Annotated in this window: 17 protein-coding genes; 7 read left to right on the forward strand and 10 right to left on the reverse strand. The window is 58.4% G+C overall.

What is annotated here, in order from left to right; translation table 11 throughout:
• Positions 1 to 8 precede the first annotated feature (8 nt).
• Positions 9 to 2,081 (reverse strand): protein-disulfide reductase DsbD, encoded by a 2,073-nt coding sequence (locus HFP51_RS08245; RefSeq protein WP_176875275.1) that lies wholly within the window; start codon positions 2,079 to 2,081, stop codon positions 9 to 11.
• Between the two features lie 68 nt (positions 2,082 to 2,149).
• Here HFP51_RS08245 and HFP51_RS08250 point away from each other — a divergent pair, with 68 nt between their 5' ends.
• The gene (locus HFP51_RS08250; RefSeq protein ID WP_176875276.1) at positions 2,150 to 3,802 is read left to right on the forward strand and encodes an alkaline phosphatase family protein; all 1,653 of its coding nucleotides are present in this window, start codon (positions 2,150 to 2,152) and stop codon (positions 3,800 to 3,802) included.
• Here the strand turns inward: HFP51_RS08250 and HFP51_RS08255 are convergent.
• The 5 genes from HFP51_RS08255 to HFP51_RS08275 form a co-directional block, all read right to left on the reverse strand.
• Entirely contained in the window at positions 3,799 to 5,583 is a 1,785-nt protein-coding gene (locus tag HFP51_RS08255; protein WP_176875277.1) for an arylsulfatase, read from the reverse strand. The two genes, HFP51_RS08250 and HFP51_RS08255, sit on opposite strands and share 4 nt — an antisense overlap.
• A 196-nt stretch (positions 5,584 to 5,779) precedes the next feature.
• On the reverse strand, positions 5,780 to 8,404 hold the full coding sequence (metH, locus tag HFP51_RS08260) for a methionine synthase (protein WP_176875278.1): 2,625 nt from the start codon (positions 8,402 to 8,404) through the stop codon (positions 5,780 to 5,782).
• Positions 8,405 to 8,412: 8 nt separating this feature from the next.
• Positions 8,413 to 9,459: a homocysteine S-methyltransferase family protein gene (locus HFP51_RS08265; protein ID WP_176875279.1), complete on the reverse strand. Its 1,047-nt coding sequence runs from the start codon at positions 9,457 to 9,459 to the stop codon at positions 8,413 to 8,415.
• The gene (gene metF / locus HFP51_RS08270; RefSeq protein WP_176875280.1) at positions 9,456 to 10,403 is read right to left on the reverse strand and encodes a methylenetetrahydrofolate reductase; all 948 of its coding nucleotides are present in this window, start codon (positions 10,401 to 10,403) and stop codon (positions 9,456 to 9,458) included. Before metF ends, HFP51_RS08265 begins: the two co-directional genes overlap by 4 nt.
• Positions 10,400 to 11,359, reverse strand: a complete 960-nt coding sequence (locus HFP51_RS08275; protein WP_176875281.1) for a metalloregulator ArsR/SmtB family transcription factor — start codon at positions 11,357 to 11,359, stop codon at positions 10,400 to 10,402. Before HFP51_RS08275 ends, metF begins: the two co-directional genes overlap by 4 nt.
• Positions 11,360 to 11,553: 194 nt before the next feature.
• Between HFP51_RS08275 and HFP51_RS08280 the strand changes: the two genes are divergently transcribed.
• The 3 genes from HFP51_RS08280 (at position 11,554) to HFP51_RS08290 (ending at position 13,112) form a co-directional block, all read left to right on the forward strand.
• On the forward strand, positions 11,554 to 12,402 hold the full coding sequence (locus tag HFP51_RS08280) for a VacJ family lipoprotein (protein WP_176875282.1): 849 nt from the start codon (positions 11,554 to 11,556) through the stop codon (positions 12,400 to 12,402).
• 127 nt (positions 12,403 to 12,529) lie between these two features.
• Positions 12,530 to 12,799: a hypothetical protein gene (locus HFP51_RS08285; RefSeq protein WP_176875283.1), complete on the forward strand. Its 270-nt coding sequence runs from the start codon at positions 12,530 to 12,532 to the stop codon at positions 12,797 to 12,799.
• A 112-nt stretch (positions 12,800 to 12,911) separates the two neighbouring features.
• Positions 12,912 to 13,112: a hypothetical protein gene (locus tag HFP51_RS08290; RefSeq protein ID WP_176875284.1), complete on the forward strand. Its 201-nt coding sequence runs from the start codon at positions 12,912 to 12,914 to the stop codon at positions 13,110 to 13,112.
• A 2-nt stretch (positions 13,113 to 13,114) separates the two neighbouring features.
• On the opposite strand, the gene HFP51_RS08295 is transcribed toward HFP51_RS08290, so the two are convergent.
• Positions 13,115 to 14,026, reverse strand: coding sequence for a LysR family transcriptional regulator (locus tag HFP51_RS08295; protein ID WP_176875285.1), 912 nt, complete (start codon positions 14,024 to 14,026; stop codon positions 13,115 to 13,117).
• 128 nt (positions 14,027 to 14,154) lie between these two features.
• Between HFP51_RS08295 and HFP51_RS08300 the strand changes: the two genes are divergently transcribed.
• Positions 14,155 to 14,577 (forward strand): MAPEG family protein, encoded by a 423-nt coding sequence (locus HFP51_RS08300; protein ID WP_176875286.1) that lies wholly within the window; start codon positions 14,155 to 14,157, stop codon positions 14,575 to 14,577.
• A gap of 102 nt (positions 14,578 to 14,679) precedes the next feature.
• On the forward strand, positions 14,680 to 16,368 hold the full coding sequence (locus HFP51_RS08305; RefSeq protein WP_176875287.1) for an amidohydrolase: 1,689 nt from the start codon (positions 14,680 to 14,682) through the stop codon (positions 16,366 to 16,368).
• 28 nt (positions 16,369 to 16,396) lie between these two features.
• Here the strand turns inward: HFP51_RS08305 and HFP51_RS08310 are convergent, their stop codons facing one another.
• From HFP51_RS08310 to groES, 3 genes are all read right to left on the reverse strand, one after another.
• A complete protein-coding gene (locus HFP51_RS08310; protein WP_176875288.1) occupies positions 16,397 to 17,623 on the reverse strand; it encodes an APC family permease in 1,227 nt (408 codons plus the stop codon).
• 125 nt (positions 17,624 to 17,748) lie between these two features.
• Positions 17,749 to 19,395, reverse strand: coding sequence for a chaperonin GroEL (gene groL / locus HFP51_RS08315; protein WP_176875289.1), 1,647 nt, complete (start codon positions 19,393 to 19,395; stop codon positions 17,749 to 17,751).
• 47 nt (positions 19,396 to 19,442) lie between these two features.
• Positions 19,443 to 19,730, reverse strand: a complete 288-nt coding sequence (gene groES / locus HFP51_RS08320) for a co-chaperone GroES (protein ID WP_176875290.1) — start codon at positions 19,728 to 19,730, stop codon at positions 19,443 to 19,445.
• 508 nt (positions 19,731 to 20,238) lie between these two features.
• On the opposite strand from groES, the gene HFP51_RS08325 reads away from it, so the two are divergent.
• Positions 20,239 to 20,763: a sigma-70 family RNA polymerase sigma factor gene (locus tag HFP51_RS08325; protein ID WP_176875291.1), complete on the forward strand. Its 525-nt coding sequence runs from the start codon at positions 20,239 to 20,241 to the stop codon at positions 20,761 to 20,763.
• Positions 20,764 to 20,767 lie beyond the last annotated feature (4 nt).

Consider the following 20,767-nt stretch of genomic DNA (forward strand, 5'->3'; position numbering starts at 1 on the left):
GACAGCGGTTATCCGGCCAACTCGGTCAGCAGGCCGACGGTAAGGATTTGCGGCAAGATCTCCGGCCCACCATCGGCGCCATAATAGAGATAGAGCGGTACGCCTGAACGACCGTGGCTTTCGATGAAGCGGCCGATCACCGGATCGCCGTTCGTCCAGTCGCCGACCAGCACCGCAATGTTCTGCGCTTCAAAATGCTCGGCCACCGCGGCCCGGTTAAGCGCGCCCGCTTCATTGGCCTTGCAGGTGATGCACCAATCGGCTGTGAAATAGACAAATACCGACCGGCCTTCTGCGCGCAGTGCAGCAAGCCGATCCTCGCTGAAGCTTTCTGCGTTGAGCGCACCGCCTTCATAGGCCGAGGCCTCCGCCGGAGCGGACTGGGGCACCATGGCGAGCGCGCCCAGCGTCACTAGCATTGCCGGGATCATTGGCAGCCATGCGCGTTTGCCGGCCACCTGGCGATTGCCCGCCCACCACAGCATCAAGGCGATACCGAGCGCGGCCGCGATACCAAGCGTCATGCCATTCACGCCAGTTTGGCGGCCCAGGATCCAGCCGAGCGCTAATGCTGTCAGGAACATCGGCACCGCCATCAGATGGCGAAACCGTATCATCCAGGGTCCGGGTTTGGGTAGCTTGGACCGCAAGCCCGGGACATAAGCGAGGATCAGGAATGGCAGCGCAAGGCCAAAGCCCAGTCCGGCAAAGATGGCCATCCCGACGATCGTCGGCACAACCAGCGCCGCGCCAAGTGCCGCCGCCATGAACGGTCCGGTGCAAGGGGTCGCGACAAAGGCTGCCAGCGCGCCAGTGAAGAAGGAGCCGGTAGCGCCATCCTTGTCAGCAAAGCGACCGCCGCCGGTAAAGCTTGGTACTTCGAACAGGCCAGCCAGGTTGAGCGCGATTGCGGTGACCAGCAGCAATAGAAACATGATCATCCGCGGCTCTTGCAGCTGGAATGCCCAGCCTGCCGCCGCACCGCCCGCGCGCAGGGCCAGCAAGGCTGCGCCGAGGCCAAGGCAGACGATGATCACACCCGCTGTATAAGCCAGCGCATCGCGGCGTACGGCTCGCTCCTCGCCGCCAGCCTTGGCAAGGCTCAATGCCTTCAGGCTGAGGATCGGAAATACGCAGGGCAGGATGTTGAGCAACACTCCGCCGAGGATTGCACCACCCAGCGCGAAGAGGACCGTGCCGATATCGGCGCTCATCCGGCCATCGGTTTGGCTATCGGGGGATACCAGTTCACCAGCCGCCGGAACGCCGCCAGGGACCGCCGCCAGCATCAACCCGTCATGCTCGCCAATTTTGATCAGGCCTTCGATGCGATCGACTGTCTCAGCGTCGGATTCGGCTGAAACTTCGATGATCAGCATATCGCCATTGCGCGAGATTCTCTGCGCGGCGCTATAATCGAGCACGCGATCGGTTTCAGCGAAGAAATAGGGTGCTGAAATATCCGCTGCCTGCGGGAAAGGAATGGCAAGGCGAAGGGTGTCGCCGACCACCTCGAATACTGCTTCACTGCCGAGCGGGCGCGGCAGGTGCGCGCGATAGCCATCAAACTGGGCGGCATCTGTAATCTCGCCAGAGCCCACCTGCAGGTCGATGCCGATCGCGCCATCCTCGGGCACACAAATTTCATTGGTGCAGGCGAGCCATTGGCCCTGGGCACGCAGCGGGAGCGCGGTTCCAGGCGCAATGCCCTCATCCAGCATTACCTCGGCGAGCATCGCATATTCGCCATGATAGATGTAATTCATGATGCCGCTGATCACGAGCCGTTCGGGCACCGGATAGCGCAATTCGCCGACCGTCACGCCGTCAGGAAGCTCCCATTCAAAACTGTTCGGGATGCCCGCCTCACCGGGATTGAGCCAATAGCCGTGCCAGCCTTCATCGGGCAGCATCCGGATCGCGATCGTGAAGCTTTGGCCCGGCGCCGGGCTCAGCGTTTCAGCAAGCAGATCGGTCTGGATCGCATTTTCGCGCGGGAGCTGGGCCGCTGCAATTGCGGGCAGCAACAGCAAAAAGGCCGCAAACACGCCAGAAAGGGTCTTAAAAGCCGAAAATCGCACCTATTTGCTCCTTCGCGAGCGCGCTATAGCAGCGCTATATCCGCCGTGCACTATCAAGGGGTCTACCGATGAAATTCGCTCGCATTGCCACGCTGGTTACAGCGCTTTCCCTACCTTTTTCGGCGTTTGCGCAAGCGACCGACGCGCCCGAAGCCACCGAATCGGCACCGCCGCGACTCGTCGTCGCGATTTCGGTCGACCAACTGAGCGCCGATATCTTCGCCCAGCATCGCGAAAATTTCAGCGGCGGCTTTGCCCGCTTGCTCTCGGGCGCAGTGTTTCCATCCGGCTATCAAGCCCATTCGGCGACCGAAACCTGCCCCGGCCATGCGACGATCCTGACCGGTGCGCATCCCGGTCGCGCGGGTGTGGTGGGCAATCGCTGGTTCGATATGAGCGTGACGCGCGAAGACACTCGCATCTATTGTTCGGAAGATCCGACAGTCGAAGGTTCCTCGTCGAGCGATTACACCGTCTCGACCGGGAATCTTTTGGTGCCCACATTGGGAGACCTGCTGCAACGAGTGAGTGAGGCGAGCCAAATTGTCTCGGTATCCGGCAAGGATCGGGCTGCGGTGATGCTTGGCGGTTCTCAGGCCGATCATATGTACTGGCCCGGCGATGCAGGATTCACGACCTTCGCCGGGCGCGACCTTCCCGAAGCGGTGCAGCGGATCAACGAATCTGCAATGCAGGCCGCTGTTTCAAATCGCGTTGCCCTGCCCATTCCGCAGCATTGCGCCGCGTACAATCGCGCGGTCCCGATTGGTGAGGGCATTACCGTCGGCACCCATGTCTTTTCGCGCGGACCGACTACCGACAGCCGCCAGATACTTGCGTCGCCTGAAGGTGATCTGCTGACATTGGTGCTCGCCGCCGATCTCGTCTCCGAACTCTCACTTGGTCAGGGCGAAACCACCGACCTGCTCGCCATTGGCCTCTCCTCGACCGATTATATCGGCCATGCCTATGGCACGCATGGCGTTGAGATGTGTGTCCAGCTGACCGCGCTCGACACTATGCTCGGCGACTTCTTCGACCGGCTTGATGCACGCGGGATCAACTATGTCGTGATGCTCACCGCCGATCATGGCGGGCTCGACCTGCCCGAACGCCAGGTTGGCCAGGCGGCACCGCGGGCCGCGCGCCTGCTCCCGGGTTTCGAGACGCTGGACGAGCGGCTCGCAACCGAAACTGGCCTCGAAGCACCGGTCCTGCGCGCAGACAGCCCGTTCGGTGATTTCTATGTCGATCGGTCTGTACCGGAAGGTCGCCGCGCCGAGGTGATCGATCGGGCGATTGCAATGATCTCTGCGCATCCGCAAGTCTATCGCGTCTATGGTCGCGACGAGATCATGGCGCAGACCGTCACCGACGCGCCGCCCGAACATTGGACGGTGCTTGATCGTGTCCGCGCCAATTTCCACCCGGATCGCTCCGGCGACTTCATCGTCGTGTTGCAGCCGCGCGTCACGCCGATCCCGCAACCTTTCCCGGGTGCCTATGTCGCCACCCATGGCAGCGTCTGGGACTATGACCGGCGCGTTCCGATCCTCTTCTGGTGGCCCGGTGCCGAGCAGTTTGAACAGCCGCTGGGCGTTATGACCGTCGATATCATGCCGACGCTCGCCTCATTGATCGATCTCGATATTTCCGATGTCGAAATTGACGGCCGCTGTCTCGACCTGATGCCCGATGTCGCCGAGACGAACTGCCGCTAGGCGGTCGCGCGCCGCTTGCGGCGCCGGCGATAGACGAGCAAGACGATCGGAGCGATGATGACCAAGCCGGCCAGCGCAAGCACCCACCAATAGCGGCGCATCAATATGCCGCGCGCGTTATCAACCAGCAGCTTGATCGGTTCATAGCCTTCAGGCGTTTCGAGCACGCCATTGTCCTCGGCCCAGCGTTCATATTCCCCAAGCATCATTGCAAAAACCTGCGGTTCTGAAGCCGCCAGATCCCGTGTCTCGCCCGGATCGTTTTCCATGTCGTAGAGCCGCCAGACATTGTCGCCATAGGGCGGGCCGTTGCTGATGATCTTGTAGCGTCCGCGATAATAGGCCCGGCGCCCGGCGGATTCGATACCGAATCCGTCTTCGGGGCCATAGACGGCCTCTTCACCGCCCTCGAGTGCCGGAACCAGGCTGCGGCCCGTGATGCCACTCACCTCCGCACCGGCCAACGTCGCGATAGTCGCCGGAATATCACTGATCAGGCTTAGCTGGCGCGCCATGATGCCATCAGAAACACCCGGGCCAGCCACGATTAGCGGGACACGCGTGCCGCCTTCATTGGCGTGGAATTTGAATAGGGCATGGGGCGAAGCGGCAGCGCTTGCCCATTCCGGGCCGATAAAACCAAAGCTGCCCCGCTCGCCCAGATTTTCGGTTTCCGCCGTATAACCGGTCAGCCAGAGCGACAAAGCGCCGTTCGCCGTGTCCAGCGGGCTGCCCGCTTCCGGACCATTGTCCGAAGTGACGATGAAGATCGTATTCTCATAGGCGCCGGTTTCCCGAAGATGCGCGATCAGACGACCAAGGTGATAGTCCATCGCCTCGAGCATACCGGCATTGACCATCATGGCGCGGGTGTAGAAGGCGCGATCCTCGTCGCTAAGCGCGTCCCAATCACGCAGATCCGGATGCATCGGACCGATCGGCGCATCGCTATCCGCGACGCCCAGCGCATGGGCCGCCGCAGCGCGGCGGGCACGCTGGACATGCCAGCCATCGTCATAAACGCCCTGGTAACGCATCGTGAATTCGCGCGGTGCCTGGACCGGGATATGGATGGCCTGGAAGGCGACATAGGCGAAGAAGGGCTCGCCCTCCTCAGGACTTCCAACAAAGTCGATCATTTGGTCGACGAGAAATTCGGATGAATAGAAATCGTCCGGCAGGCCAACAGGCTCGCCATCGGCATACCAGGGCGCCTCTTCATAGATCGGCAGATAGGGTCGATCTTCGTAATTATCGCCACCGGTCGCATCCAGGATGAACGTGCGATCAAAACCCCGGGCGCTCGGCAAGGTCTCCTCGCTATGTCCGAGGTGCCATTTGCCGGTCATGAATGTGCGATAGCCAATCGCCTGCAGCCGCTCGGCAATGGTCGGTACTTCTGGTGCCAGATAACCGCGATAGGCTGGTGACCCTTGATGTTCCACCGGCGTGGTCTCAGGCAGATTGCCGACGCCAGCACGATGGCTGCTGACCCCCGTCATCAGCATGGCGCGCGAGGGCGCGCACATCGGTGTCGCATGGAAATTTGTGAAGAGCACGCCGCGCTGGGCAAGCGCATCGATATTGGGCGTGTTGATCTCGCTGCCATAGGCCCCGAAGTCCGTGAAGGCGACATCGTCAGCGAGGATGAGAACGATATTGGGTCGAGTCGCCTCTTGCGCCGCAGCCGGGACCAGCCCGAATATCAGTGAAGCCATGGCGCCAATGCGCGCGATCGTTCGTAACCACATGGCGATGGTTTCGAAGAGTATCTCGATCATGTCAATTGACGGTCCGACCCGGTCAGATCACCAAGGGCGAGCAGCTGACGATCAGAACAGCGAGTATTATCACAGGTGAAAGACGCATTTTGCCCCCCAATTGAGGCGTGAGGTTGCGCGCTCGCTAGTTAATTTTTTCCGAAAAAGTTTCGTTAACGGAAGCTTTTCTCGACGATTAACCCTTTTTTTGAGCTGGTTAGCGCTCCAGATTGGGCCTGAGCCAGCGATTCGCGATGTCGAGATCGACATCTCGACGGCCAGCATAGTCTTCGAGCTGATCCTGCCCGACCTTGGCCACGCCGAAATATTGCGACTGGGGATGGCCGAAATAGAAGCCCGATACAGCCGCTGTCGGCCACATCGCAAAACTCTCGGTCAGCTCAATCCCGGCTGGGCCATTGTGCCCGGAGCCGCCGCCGAGCAGTTCGAACAATAGCGGCTTCAAACTGTGGTCCGGGCAAGCCGGATAACCAGGTGCCGGGCGAATGCCGGTATATTTTTCGCGGATCAGATCTTCGTTGATAAGATCTTCGTCGGCGGCATAGCCCCATAGGTCCGTCCGTACATGGGCGTGCATCCGCTCGGCAAAGGCTTCGGCCAGGCGGTCGGCCAGCGCCTTGAGCAAAATATCCGAATAATCGTCGGTATCCGCCTTAAAGCGTTCGATATGCGCATCGATGCCATGACCGGCGCAGACCGCGAAACCACCAATCCAATCCCCGGCGGGATCAATAAAATCAGCAAGGCACATATTGGCGCGGCCCGATCGCTTGGCGACCTGTTGGCGCAGCATCGGCAATCGATGCTCACCATCGTCAGCGATCACCACAATATCATCGCCCTCACGCCGACATTGCCACAGGCCGGCCACTGCGCGCGGTTTCAGCCATTCCTCTTCAATGATCCGGTCGAGCATCTTTTGTCCGTCCGCGAACAGGTCCCGCGCGCTTTCGCCAACCACATCATCGTCAAGAATAGCAGGATAGGTACCGGCCAACTCCCATGCGCGGAAGAAGGGCGTCCAGTCGATATAGCTGCGCAGATCGTCCAGCGGCCAATCGTCGAACACATGCAGCCCGGGCTTCGCCGGTGCATCAGGTTTGAGCGTCAGGTCAATTTCGAACGCATTGCTCCGCGCTTCGTTAAGCGAAACGAGCTTGCTCGCGCCCCTGCCCTCGCGCGCCGTGCGGATTTCATCATAGTCATTGGCAACTTGTTCAACGAACGGATCGCGCTGGGTTTGTGAGACGAGGGTCGATGCGACGCCGACGGCCCGACTGGCATCGAGGACATGGATAGTCGGCCCGGCATAGACCGGTTCGATACGGAGCGCGGTATGTACTTTGCTGGTTGTCGCGCCGCCGATCAGCAGTGGCACCTGCATATCGGCGCGGTCCATTTCCTCGGCTACCGTCACCATCTCATCAAGCGAGGGCGTGATCAGACCCGACAAGCCAATCATGTCCGCGTCATTCTCATTGGCCGCCTGAAGGATATCGCTCCACGGCACCATCACGCCAAGATCGACAACCACAAATCCATTACATTGCAGGACAACGCCGACGATATTCTTGCCGATATCATGTACATCGCCCTTGACCGTGGCCATGATGATCGTGCCCTTGCCTTTGGCATTCTCATCCTTTTCTGCCTCGATATAGGGCAGCAGGTGCGCGACGGCTTTTTTCATCACGCGCGCCGATTTGACGACCTGGGGCAGGAACATCTTGCCGGATCCGAACAGGTCTCCGACAACATTCATTCCGTCCATCAACGGCCCTTCGATCACCTCGATCGGCTTACCGCCACGCTCATCGATCGTCTGGCGCGCCAGCTCGGTGTCGTCGACGACATGCGCGTCGATGCCTTTCACAAGCGCATATTCAAGGCGTTTGACGACATCCCAGCTGCGCCATTCCTCAGCCTCTTTTTCCGCCTTTTTGTCGGTGCCGCGAAACTTCTCTGCCAGAGCGATCAGATTCTCGGTCGCATCGTCATGGCGATCGAATATCACATCTTCACAGGCTTCACGCAGTGCCGGATCGATCTGATCATACACGTCGAGCTGGCCGGCATTGACGATGCCCATATCCATGCCGGCAGGAATGGCGTGATAAAGGAAAACGCTGTGCATCGCTCGGCGCACGGGCTCATTTCCGCGGAAACTGAAAGACAGGTTTGAAAGACCGCCAGAGATATGAACGCCAGGGCAGCGCGCGCGGATTTCGCGCGCCGCTTCAATAAAATCGAGCCCGTAGCGGCGATGTTCGTCAATGCCGGTGGCGACGGCAAAGACATTTGGATCGAAGATAATATCTTCGGGCGGAAAACCATTTTCTGTCAGCAGTTTATAGGCCCGCTCACAGATCTCGATCTTGCGCTCCTTGGTGTCGGCCTGGCCGGTTTCGTCGAACGCCATGACTACGACGGCAGCGCCATAGGCCCGGCATTTTGCGGCATGGGCGAGGAATTCGTCCTCGCCTTCCTTCATGCTGATCGAATTGACGATCGGCTTGCCCGAGACGCATTTGAGTCCGGCTTCGATTACGGACCATTTCGAAGAATCGATCATGATCGGCACACGCGCGATATCGGGTTCGGCGGCGATCAGTTTGAGGAAGGTCGTCATCGCCTTTTCAGCGTCGAGCAGACCTTCGTCCATATTGATATCAATGATCTGCGCGCCATTCTCCACCTGTTGGCGCGCGACTTCTACCGCTGCCTCATAATCATCGGCGAGGATCAGCTTCTTGAACCGGGCAGAGCCGGTCACATTGGTACGTTCGCCGATATTGACGAAGGTGGCGGAAGTGTCGGTCATGGCAGCTTTCAGGCGGCAAGCGTCATCGGTTCGAGACCGGCAAGGAAGGTTTGGCTGATGCCTTCAGGAATCGCCCGGGGCGGCTGGCCGTCAGCCAGTTCGGCAATTGCGCGGATATGCTCGGGCGTCGTCCCGCAGCAACCGCCGACGATATTGACGATTCCCAGCTCGACCCATTCGCTCAGCTTTTCGCGCGTTTTCTCCGCACATTCGTCATATTCGCCAAGCTCGTTCGGCAGCCCGGCATTGGGGTAACCGATGACGAGCGTATCGGCCATCTCGGAGATCGCCTGCATATGGGGGCGCAGGCGATGGGCACCGAACGAGCAATTGAGCCCGATGGCCAACGGATTGGAATGGCGCACCGATGCCCAGAAAGCCTCGATCGAATGGCCGGAGAGATTGCGGCCCGACATGTCGGTGATCGTCATCGACAGGATGAGCGGTAATGTCGTGCCATGGCGCTCAGCCGATTCATGGGCCGCCATGATCGCGGCCTTGGCGTTGAGCGTGTCGAAAATCGTCTCAACGAGCAGCATATCCACCCCGCCATCAATCAACCCGTCAATCTGTTCGGCATAAACGGACTTCATCTCGTCGAAATCGACCTCGCGAAATCCGGGATCATTGACATCGGGCGAGAGCGAGAGCGTCTTGTTGGTCGGGCCAATCGAACCCGCCACAAAGCGCGGTTTTTCCGGCGTTGCGATTGTATCAGCCGCGTGCCGGGCGAGCTTTGCAGCGGCGACATTGAGCTCATGCACCAGCGCTTCATCGCCATAATCGGCCTGGCTGATGGTGGTGCCGCTAAACGTGTTCGTCGAGATGATATCTGCACCCGCCTCAAGATAGGCGGTGCTGATTTCCTCAACAATGTGCGGCTGGGTCAGGCACAGGAGATCGTTATTGCCCTTCTGATCCAGGCGGAATTCGCGATCACCGCGATAGTCATCTTCGCTGAGCTCATAGCCCTGGATCGCCGTGCCCCATGCGCCGTCGAACACAAGAATCCGCTCAGCAGCAATCGCGCGAATTTGCTCTGCAATATCGGTCATTGGTTCGCTCCTTCGGGCATACCGCCATCGGGCCGGATTCCCAATAAATGACAGATGGCATATGACAATTCGGCCCGGTTCAACGTATAAAAATGGAAGTCACGAACCCCGCCCGCATAAAGTTTACGACACAGCTCAGCGGCCACGGTTGCCGATATCAGCTGGCGAGCAGCTGGCAGCGCATCCAGTCCATCGAACAGCCGATCCATCCAAGGCGGGATCGACGCACCACACATCCCGGCAATCCGCTTTGTCGTAGCCACATTGGATACCGGCAAGATTCCCGGAACAATTTCAGCGTCGATACCGGCCGCTGCCACGTCGTCGCGGAAGCGGAAGAAATTGTCGGCTGAAAAGAAGAATTGCGTAATCGCCCGATTTGCCCCGGCGTCCAGTTTGCGCTTGAGATTATCGAGATCGGACTGCGCCGTCTCGGCCTCCGGATGAACCTCGGGATAGGCCGCCACAGATACCTCAAATGGTTTGAAAGCCTTAATTCCTTCCACCAGCTCAGCAGCACTGGCATAGCCATCGGGATGCGCCTGAAACGGTTCGAAGGTATCGCCCTGGCGCGGCGGATCACCGCGTAAAGCGACAATATGGCGCACGCCAGCATCCCAATAGTCGCTGATGACTTCTTCTATTTCGCCCTTACTCGCGTCGACACAAGTGAGGTGGGCTGCGGCTTTGACAGATGTTTCCTGCACGATCCGACGCACGGTTGCATGGGTCCGTTCCCGGGTGGAGCCCCCAGCCCCATAGGTCACCGAAATGAAGCGCGGACCAAGTGGCTCGAGCATCTTAACCGAGTCCCACAGCGTCGCTTCCATCTTTTCCGTTTTTGGCGGAAAAAACTCAAAAGAGATTCGGGCATCGCCAGCTAAGTCGGCAAACAGCGGCTCATCGGCAGCGCGGCGTGCTTCATGCAATTCATCAATTGTCATGCCGCTACCACCTTTAATCGCCGACTGGCTTTTCGCCGTCCGAGCCATAATTTGACAGTCAATTCACCGCCTTCGAGCTGTTCGAATAATCCGCCTTCAATCTCTGCCGCCTCAAACCATCGGGCGATCTGCTGATCCGAAAACCCTAGCCGTGCATGCGCGGCCTGACTGCGCAGATCCTCTCGTTCATGCGCAGCGAAATCGACGATCAGAAGCCGTCCATCAGCATCGAGAAGTCGTGACGCCTCGGCGATCGCGGCGGCAGGCTGTTGGGCATAATGCAGAACCTGGTGCAAGACTACCGTGTCTGAATCCGCGCTTGGCAGCTCCAAGGAATACATATCGCCCTGGCGGATTTCTGTATCTTCGAGATTTGCCTCGCTTAACTTTGCACGGGCGAGCCGAAGCATCTCCGGGCTCCGGTCGATACCCGTCGCACGGTCCGCTCGACCACTGAACAATTCAAGAATGCGCCCGGTGCCGGTTCCAATATCGACAAGCCGACCAATCTCCTCAGGCTCGAGAGCGCGGTGCATGGCTTCTTCGACATCGCTCTCGGCAACATGCAGTGACCGGATCGCGTCCCATTGCTCTGCATGGGCCGCAAAATAAGCTTCTGCCGCTGCCTGGCGATCAGCGCGCACAGCTTCCAATCGAGCCAGGTCGGCGCGCATCCAATGATCCTGATCGGCATCGGACCAGCCATCAATCGCCTTGAGCAATGGCTGCACGCGCCCCGGGTCACCGAGGCCCAAAAACACCCAGCTGCCCTCTTTCCGACGCACGGCCAAACCGGCATCGACCAAAATCTTCACATGGCGAGACACGCGCGGCTGGCTTTGACCGAGAACCTGAGCCAGCTCGCCAACCGATAGCTCCATGGCGCGCAGAAGCGCGACAATCCGCAGCCTGGTTGGGTCCGCTAAGGCCCGAAAGATCTCTAACTCAGCGCGCATTTATAAGGATATAAAGATATCTTTATATGCGGTCAACTAAGTGGATATCAGGGCTTTTATCACTGATATCTCGGGGTTTCGTGATTTGAGGGCCAGATTAGCGTTAACGTTTTACTGGCCCAAAATGACTCGACACATTCGACACAGCGAGGCATTCCTTGATCCGACCTGAAGGTACTCCTGGGAAGATTGTCGTGCGTAAACTCCTGATGTCATTGCTACTGGCGCTGTGCCTCAGCGCCTGCGCTACAACCCAGGCTGGTCCTAACGGGATGGCCGACCGCGATCCGCATGAAGAATTCAATCGCGATATGTGGGCCGTCAATCAAGGCATTGATGATGTGGCGATACGGCCGGTAACCAATGTCTACCGCGCCGTGACGCCCCGTCCGCTAAGAAGCGGGGTTTCCAATGTCTTCAGAAACCTCACCGAACCATGGTCCTTCATCAATAATATTCTCCAAGGTCGCCCAGGACGGGCCTTGCGCAATCTTGGTCGGTTCATTGTCAATTCGACGATCGGCATTGGCGGCCTTTTCGATCATGCCTCTGCTCTGGGGATCGATCCGGCTCCCGAAGATTTCGGGCAGACGCTGGCGGTTTGGGGAGTCGGTGATGGCGGCTATGTCCTGAATCCGATCTTTGGACCATCAACCCAGCGCGATACCTTCGGTTTGATCGTCGACATCGTTGCCAATCCCGTTTCGCTCTTCTTTGATCGGGGGCTCAACTTATCGAGCCAGGAGCAGCTGGCGATCCGGGCGGGCGGCATCATCAGCGTACGTTCAGATTTGATGGACACTGGCGTTGACGCGTTCCTAGATAGCAGCGCGGATCCTTATGCTGCGGCCCGTTCCGCCTATTTCCAAACCCGCGAAGCTCAGATTTTGAACTATGACATGTCCGGTATGAATGCCGGTGATGGCGATCTTGAGAATAGCGAGGATGCTGCGTTCGAAGCCGCGCTTGAAGACCTGGACGAGATGGACGATTTTGACGCGCCGACGGTGGAAGATGATCCAACGGTAGCTGAGCCTCAATAGACCCAATTTGAAGCAATATTGCTTTACGGATCCAGCCCGGCTAGAAATTTCGTGACTGGTTTCGGGGGTCGACCCTCGGGGGCCCATGTCGTTTAACGTGAATTCGCTAACTACTGGGAGAGCACCCATGACTAAGACTATTGCATTGCCTTTGGCCCTTGCGGCCTCACTTGGCCTCGCTGCATGCGCAGCTGCCGATGACGCAGCCAGCGACGCTGCGGACGCAGTTGAAGATGCTGCTGCTGACGTAGAAGCTGCTGCTGACGAAGCTGCTGCCGATATGGAAGCTGCTGCTGACGACGCGATGGCTGAAATGGACGAAATGGCTTCCGATATGGAAGCCGCTGCTGACGACGCCATGGGCGACGAAGGCGAAGAAGAAGCCGCTGCCGAGTAAGGCACTGCGCTTCAACGATTAAGAAAGGCCGCGCCCGTATCCCGAGCGCGGCCTTTTTTAGTTTTTATGGCCGGAAACATTATCTGCGATCCGGTACTTGGGGGAGAAATCAATGATGCGATCTATTGCAATCGCCTCTCTTGTCATTCTGGTTGCCTGTAGCGGTGGAAGCGACGAGCAAGGCCTTACCAGCGCTGAAGATCGGCAGCTTGATGAAGCAGCGGCGGCGTTGGACGAAGCGCAACAAGACTATGAGAGCGCCATACAGTCGGCCCAAACCGACGAGCAAACCACCGCGCAGAACGAAGAATAGCCCTAACCATTTGCAACAAGATCGCCGACAAGCAGCGGTTTATTCGCTCGAATCACTGATTCTGCAAAATCCATAAATGCGCGAACACGTGCGGTGCGACGAAGATCATTATGGGTGAGCACCCATATGTCACGCGCCGGTGTTGGTTTGCGATCCGTAGCGCGAACCAATCCTGGCGCCACATCACCCATCATACATGGCAGCATGGCAATCCCAAGCCCGGCCTGCACAGCGCCAATTTGGACCGTCGGGCGATCAAAAGCTCCCCAAACCGGAACCCGCGCATATTCCGTCGATTGGGTCCATTCGGGATATTCTTCGTCATCATCCCCCCACCCCAGCCAACGCGCAGATTTGGGATCATTCACCAAGTCATGTGACTTCAAATAGTCGGGCGAAGCATAGATGCTCATATGATAGGGAAAGAAGCGTTTGCCGACTAATGTATCCGGCGGATTATTGTTCATCCTGACAGCAATATCCGCCTCTCGCCGCGCCACGTCGAGCTCCTCATATGTGACGCGAATATCGAGCTCGAGACCCGGATAAGCTTCGCAGAATTCAGAGAGCTTTGGCGCAAAAATGCCTACTGCCAGGGGTTCGGCCATCGTCACGGTCAGCTTGCCCGGCAGCATATCGTCACGACCTGCTATACGCCGCGATATCGTCGTTAGCTCAGCCCCGAATTCATCAGCAATGCTGGCAAGCTCTTCGCCTGCCTGGGTCGGCGCATAGCCTTCCGGACGCCGATCAAAGAGCCGCACCTGCAACGTCCGTTCCAGTGATTCGATCCGACGGCTGACCGTGGAATGATGAACACCCAGCTTTTGGGCCGCGCTCCGTACGGTACCCGCATCCATTACCGCATTGAATGTCTTGATATCTTCCCAGTCGGGATCCGGGTGGCGAAGCATATGGAGATTCCCTTGATAGCTTATGTCGCATAAATGCACCGCTATGGTGCTTTTTTGGACTTAGACGATGCTATTTTGCACCGCTACAGCAGCCGTGTCACCCCCAAACTCCATGATGGAGAATAATCATGCCCGTTCCTGTCATTTCCGCCACCGTCGCTGCCGTCATCCTCGCCTTGCAGCTCATTTTGATGATCACCGTCGGCCTCCACCGAGTAAAATCGCAAACCAATATCGGGGTCGGCGATGATCCGGACCTGGAACGGAAAATCCGGCGCCACGGTAATCTTGCCGAGAATGCAGCGATATTCCTGGTCGTCCTGGCGCTCGCCGAACTGGTTGGCGGATCGCCGGTCATTCTGTGCTGGGTCGGGATGGCCTTTGTCGTGGCCCGCGCGTCCCATGCCATTGCCTTTAGCTCGCTTACCGGGTCGCACGGAGAATCAGGCAGCAAGCTATTCGTGCTTGCCCGCGTGATTGGCGCGTTCGGTACCTTTGCTTCGGGACTCTTCCTCGCTGGCTATCTGATTTACTTCCTCAACATGGCCTAGTCGCGAGGCCCGCACGCCGCGGCTTCTTTACTCGGCCCGGGTGCTGAGCCACTATTGCCGCCGATCGTGCAAAACAGCACGGCGGTGGCAAGAGGGGCAGCCATGAAAAGGCATCACTTCCTAGCATTAACGCTAGCGCTCAGCGCGGTATCTGCGCCTGCGCAAACGATCGAAGCGGACCTCATCCTTCACAACGGCATCGGTATTCCGATGACTGGAGTGAATGATCGGGCCGAAGCGATTGCCGTAGACGACGGGATCATCATCGCCGTCGGATCGGACGAAAGCGTCATGGCCCATCGCGGAGCCGATAGCGAAGTCGTCGATCTTCAAGGGCAAACTTTCCTGCCCGGTTTTATCGATGCGCATGGCCATTTTCTGGGCGTCGGCGTGATTGCGGGTATCGCCAATCTCTCCCCGCCCCCGGTCGGTGGCGCGTCCGATATTGCCGCAGTCCAGCAGAGCATGCGCGATTATCTGGCAGCCAATCAGATCGCTCCGGGCGAATGGGTTGTCGGCTTCGGCTATGATGACTCCTTGCTGGCGGAGAACCGCCACCCAACCCGCCATGATCTTGATGCGATATCGACCGACCATCCGATTATCACCACCCATACATCCGGCCACCTCGCGGTTATGAACAGCGCTGCGCTGGCGATCGCCGGTATCGATGCCGATACCCCAGATCCGGAAGGTGGCATCATTCGCCGCGAGGCCGATGGCCGTACGCCCAATGGGGTGCTCGAGGAGACCGCCTATTTCGCGCATATGGGATTGGCCACATCGACGGATCCCGCAGAGCTTATGGCGGCCCTGCAGCGCGCACAGGAAATATACGTATCGAACGGCATTACCACCGCACAGGACGGCCGGATCTCGCCCGGCCAGCTGCAACTGATGCAGGCCGCCCAACAGAATAATCTGCTCCAGATCGATGTCGGCGCATTGCTGGGAATGGGCGATGATTGGGGAGATATGACCGCGCTGCCAATTGGCGGTGATTATGAAAACCGCTTTCGGATCGCCGGTCTCAAGCTGGTGCTCGATGGATCGCCGCAAGGCCGGACCGCATGGCTGCACGACCCGGTTCCGGTTCCGCCAGATGGCCAGGTAGCAGGCTATAGTGGCTATCCCATTCTGACCGACGAAACGCTTGCCGGTTATCTCAGCGCCGCGGCGGAAAATGGCTGGCAGGTGTTCGCCCATGTCAACGGCGACGCTGCCGCCCAGCAGCTGATCGACCAGGTCGCGGCCTCCGGAATATCAGCAGATGCCCGCACTGTTGCGATCCACAACCAGGTCGTGACGGCCGATCAGCTTGCGCGCCAAAGAGCGCTCGGAATTCACCCATCCTTCTTCGTCGCCCATACTTTTTTCTGGGGTGACTGGCATCGCGATGTCGCGCTTGGCCCGGTTCGCGCAGACTTCATATCACCGCAGCGCACAGCGCTCGATCTCGGTCTCATGCCGACGATTCACAATGATGCACCGATCATCCCGCCCGATATGATGCGGCTTGTCTGGACGTCGGTCACCCGCCGCACCCGATCCGGCGACATATTGGGCCCGACTCAGCGTGTGTCCCCCTATGATGCGTTGACGATGATTACGAGCAACGCCGCCTGGCAAATTGGCGAGGAAGACAGCAAGGGCCAGCTCGTACCGGGAATGCGCGCGGATATTGTGGTGCTGTCAGCCGATCCGACCAGCGTAGCGACGGACGAACTGCTCAACATCAATATCGAGTTGACTCTCAAAGACGGAGAGCCCGTATTCGCCAACACCCCCTGACACCGGCAAATCTCGTCGCTGACGGGCGTTACGACACAATTTGCCAAGCACTCGCCAAAGCGAACAGCGCGGCCGAAATCGCTCCGAAATAGGGAATGATCCGCGGGATCGCGAAATATCCCTCAGGGCCTGCGCCTTGCGCTTTCACTCGGATCAGCGCGACGTTCACCAGAGCAAACACGATCAGCAAAAACAATGACGTGAACTGTGCCAGAGTGGTCAACGGCAATAGCGTTGCACTCACAAAGACGAGCAAAACAACGAGGATGGTCGCCAAAACCGGTGTCTGAGTTCTGGCATTGAGCTGTCCCAGCCAGGGCCCAATCAACGCCTGGCGCGACAGGCCGTACAGCACACGAGATGCCATCAAGATCTGGACAAGGGCGCCGTTCAGCACGGCCAATATGGCGACATAGCTCATCCACTGGCTGGGCCAATCGCTCAGCCGGGAGAAGATAAGCGTCATGGGTTCACTGCTCTTAGCCAGCATATCGATCGGGCCGCTGGAGATCGCGATGATCGAAAGCGCCACATAAATCAGGGCCGTTGCCGCCAGAGCGACAAAGATGGCTCTCGGCATGGTTCGCCGCGGATTTTTGACCTCCTCGGCTATGTTCACCATGTCTTCAAAACCGATAAACGCATAGAAGGCGAGCACGGCGCCAGCGACCACGGCAACCGCCTCTGTCGACCCGAAAACCGGGATCGAAGCCGGGGTTTCGATACCCTGGAACGCCCCGAGCGCGATGACCAAGAGCACAGCTCCCGCCTCAATCAGCGTAATCACCGCGATCGCAAGTACCGACTGCCCGATACCCCAGCTAGCCAGGGCACCAATCACGAGCGCGAGCGCAAGATAGGCATGCCATGGCTCGAAGACCGCCAATCCCGATGCATAGCCAGCGAACCCCCGAAACATAACGCCGGAGGAGACGATACCAGAAGCGACAATCAGCAAGCCGACCAGCACAGCCAGGCGCGGCTTGGCAAAGGCGGCGGAAACATAAGCAGCCTCTCCAGCTGATTGGGGATAGCGCGACGAGAGTTCCGCAAAACTGGCCGCCGTTAATCCAGCGATTACCGAGGCCAGCAAAAAGGCGAGCGGTGCGAACCAGCCGGCTGCAGCCGTTACTTCTCCGATCAGCGCATAAATCCCCGCGCCAATCATAGTGCCGACGCCATATAGGACCAGCAGCGTACCGCTTACTTTTCTGCGTAAGGCAATGGCCTCAGGTTCGTCCGCGGCATCCGACATGGCCTCCCCAGCATAGACTCAAGTTCGCGCTGGGCAATGATCTGGCGTTGCAGCGGCAGCTCCATAGAAAAAGGGCCGGAAGCTTGCGCCTCCGGCCCTTGTTTCTTGGCGAATGCCGGTCGGGCTTAGAAGCCCATGCCGCCACCCATGCCACCCATGTCCGGCATCGCCGGAGCAGCAGGTGCATTGTCTTCTGGAAGCTCAGCAACCGTGGCTTCGGTGGTGATCAGCAGACCAGCAACCGAGGCGGCGTCCTGCAGAGCAGCACGGACAACCTTGGTCGGGTCGATGACACCAGCCTTGACCAAATCCTCATAGGTATCGGTCTGGGCATTAAAGCCGAGCTTTGCGTCTTTGCCGTCAAGCAGCTTGCCCGAAACAACCGCGCCATCATGGCCGGCATTTTCAGCAATCTGACGAACCGGTGCGTAGAGCGCCTTGCGGACGATATCGACGCCGCGCGTCTGATCATCATTGGCGCCTTCAAGGCCCTTCAGAGATTTAGTGGCATAGAGAAGCGCGGTTCCGCCGCCAGGGACGATACCTTCTTCAACAGCGGCGCGCGTTGCGTGCAGAGCATCGTCAACCCGGTCCTTCTTCTCTTTCACTTCGATCTCGGTGGCACCGCCAACCTTGATCACGGCAACGCCGCCAGCAAGCTTAGCAAGACGCTCTTGAAGCTTCTCGCGATCATAGTCGCTGGTCGTGCTTTCGATCTGTTGACGGATCGCTTCTACGCGACCGGCAATTGCCTTTTTCTGGCCCGCACCGTCGACGATGGTCGTGTTGTCCTTGTCGATGGTGACGCGCTTGGCTTCGCCGAGCATACCGAGCGTAACCGAGTCCAGCTTGATGCCGAGATCTTCGGAGATCATTTCGCCCTTGGTCAGGATCGCAATGTCTTCGAGCATCGCCTTGCGACGATCACCGAAGCCAGGCGCCTTGACCGCTGCAACCTTCAGGCCGCCACGCAGCTTGTTGACCACCAGAGTAGCCAGCGCTTCGCCTTCAATGTCTTCAGCGATGATCAACAGCGGACGACCCGACTGAACCACGGCTTCGAGGATCGGCAGCATGTCCTGCAGGCTCGAAAGCTTCTTTTCGTGGATCAGGATGTACGGGTTTTCGAGCTCGACATTCATCTTTTCCGGATTGGTGACGAAATAGGGGCTGAGATAGCCGCGATCGAACTGCATGCCTTCAACAACATCGAGTTCGAATTCGAGACCCTTGGCTTCTTCAACCGTGATCACGCCTTCCTTGCCGACACGGTCCATCGCTTCAGCGATTTTCTGGCCAACTTCGATATCGCCATTGGCGGAGATAACACCAACCTGGGCGACTTCGTCTGAGCTTTTCACATTCTTGGAACGCTTCTGGACATCGGCGACAACGTTAGTGACAGCAAGGTCGATGCCGCGCTTGAGATCCATCGGGTTCATGCCAGCAGCAACCGACTTCATGCCTTCGCGAACAATCGCCTGTGCGAGAACCGTTGCAGTCGTGGTGCCGTCACCGGCAACGTCATTGGTCTTGGAAGCAACTTCCTTGACCATCTGAGCGCCCATATTTTCGAACTTGTCTTTCAGTTCGATGTCCTTGGCGACGGTTACGCCGTCCTTGGTGATCCGTGGCGCGCCGAAGCTCTTGTCGAGCACAACGTTACGGCCCTTGGGACCGAGCGTGACCTTCACTGCGTCGGCGAGAATGTCGACACCGCTCATGATGCGCTCACGCGCGTCGCGGCCGAATTTTACGTCTTTACCTGCCATGATAGCTTACCTCTATATTTCAGATGTTATGGAGAAGCGGAATTTCCTCAGGCGACGACGCCGAGAATATCGCTTTCCTTCATGATGATCAGATCTTCGCCGTCGAGCTTCACTTCCGTGCCGGACCATTTGCCGAACAGGATGCGATCGCCTTTTTTGACGTCGAGCGGCGTAACCTTGCCATCGTCAGCCTTCAGGCCGGTGCCGGCAGCGACAACTTCGCCTTCTTGCGGCTTTTCCTGAGCGCTATCCGGAATGATGATGCCGCCAGCCGTTTTCGTGTCGGCTTCTACGCGGCGCACCAGCACGCGATCGTGCAGTGGACGAAATCCCATTGTAATACCTTTCCTCAATTCCCAAATCTGATGCGCTGGCCAAACACTTCCCAATGAAGTGTCCGATCAGTCGCTCATAATGCAAAACAGATTTTAGCACTCTCAATCGATGAGTGCTAACAACCGCCATTTAAGCGACCAAAGCGCGCATTCAAGTGAAAAATGCCCAAAGTATCGAAAAATTCCGCTTCAGGGATGTAACCGAGGGGACGAAGACCACGAACCGGCTCGTGAATAACCGAGTTTGTGTGATGAATTTGTCCGTTTCCCCTCGATCCATACACCTTGAGGCTTGCAGGTTGCCCCCGAGCAGGTCCGTTGGGTGCGTGTGCGCGAACGATGCCTCCCAGTGCATGCGGATGGACGAGGGCCGGGGAGCTGGCTGGCGACCTCAATATGAGGGTCGCAAAATGCCAGACGGCTCCCCACCCCCCTCTTGCACCGCAGATTTGGCGCTGGGGTCGATGACCGGACTACACAGCGCCGATTTGCATGCTAAACCGCCCCTATGGTTGCGGACGACGAGACCCTGGCACGCCTCATGGCGGCATCCCAAGACGGGGACAAACAGGCCTATCGCACGCTGCTGGGCGAATGCGAGACATGGCTCAAGCGCTACTATGCCCGCAAGATCGGGCCGCATGTCCTGGATGATCTCGTGCAAGACACATTGATCTCCCTCCACCGCAAGCGTGCATCCTATGATCCAACCCGCGCATTTCTGCCCTGGCTGGCGGCGATCGCGCGCTATCGCTGGATCGATCATTTGCGCAAAAGCTATAGGACCAAGGAAGTCGAGCTCAATGAAGAGCTGGCGGCCGATCCATCCGATCCGGCGGTCGCGGCAAAAATCGGGCTCGAGAAGCTGATGGGGCTGATCCCCGAGAAACAAGCCCTGGCAATCAAGCTTGTAAAAATCGAAGGCCTGACCATTGCAGAGGCATCGCAGAAAACCGGCCAATCGGAATCATTGGTCAAAGTGAATATTCATCGCGGCATGAAGCGCATGGCCGCGGCGATTGAGGAAGAATGACGGA

This window comes from Parasphingopyxis sp. CP4, assembly GCF_013378055.1.
GTDB lineage: Bacteria > Pseudomonadota > Alphaproteobacteria > Sphingomonadales > Sphingomonadaceae > Parasphingopyxis.

What these genes read in the sequence shown, in the direction of transcription:
- HFP51_RS08295 (WP_176875285.1), bottom strand. Translation starts at nt 14,026, where the DNA reads ATGCTTCGCCACCCGGATCCCGACTGGGAAGATATCAAGACATTCAAT.
- groL (WP_176875289.1), bottom strand. Translation starts at nt 19,395, where the DNA reads ATGGCAGGTAAAGACGTAAAATTCGGCCGCGACGCGCGTGAGCGCATC.
- metF (WP_176875280.1), bottom strand. Translation starts at nt 10,403, where the DNA reads ATGACAATTGATGAATTGCATGAAGCACGCCGCGCTGCCGATGAGCCG.
- HFP51_RS08265 (WP_176875279.1), bottom strand. Translation starts at nt 9,459, where the DNA reads ATGACCGATATTGCAGAGCAAATTCGCGCGATTGCTGCTGAGCGGATT.
- HFP51_RS08255 (WP_176875277.1), bottom strand. Translation starts at nt 5,583, where the DNA reads ATGATCGAGATACTCTTCGAAACCATCGCCATGTGGTTACGAACGATC.
- HFP51_RS08305 (WP_176875287.1), top strand. Translation starts at nt 14,680, where the DNA reads ATGAAAAGGCATCACTTCCTAGCATTAACGCTAGCGCTCAGCGCGGTA.
- groES (WP_176875290.1), bottom strand. Translation starts at nt 19,730, where the DNA reads ATGGGATTTCGTCCACTGCACGATCGCGTGCTGGTGCGCCGCGTAGAA.
- HFP51_RS08285 (WP_176875283.1), top strand. Translation starts at nt 12,530, where the DNA reads ATGACTAAGACTATTGCATTGCCTTTGGCCCTTGCGGCCTCACTTGGC.
- HFP51_RS08300 (WP_176875286.1), top strand. Translation starts at nt 14,155, where the DNA reads ATGCCCGTTCCTGTCATTTCCGCCACCGTCGCTGCCGTCATCCTCGCC.
- metH (WP_176875278.1), bottom strand. Translation starts at nt 8,404, where the DNA reads ATGACCGACACTTCCGCCACCTTCGTCAATATCGGCGAACGTACCAAT.
- HFP51_RS08290 (WP_176875284.1), top strand. Translation starts at nt 12,912, where the DNA reads ATGATGCGATCTATTGCAATCGCCTCTCTTGTCATTCTGGTTGCCTGT.
- HFP51_RS08325 (WP_176875291.1), top strand. Translation starts at nt 20,239, where the DNA reads ATGGTTGCGGACGACGAGACCCTGGCACGCCTCATGGCGGCATCCCAA.
- HFP51_RS08275 (WP_176875281.1), bottom strand. Translation starts at nt 11,359, where the DNA reads ATGCGCGCTGAGTTAGAGATCTTTCGGGCCTTAGCGGACCCAACCAGG.
- HFP51_RS08250 (WP_176875276.1), top strand. Translation starts at nt 2,150, where the DNA reads ATGAAATTCGCTCGCATTGCCACGCTGGTTACAGCGCTTTCCCTACCT.
- HFP51_RS08310 (WP_176875288.1), bottom strand. Translation starts at nt 17,623, where the DNA reads ATGTCGGATGCCGCGGACGAACCTGAGGCCATTGCCTTACGCAGAAAA.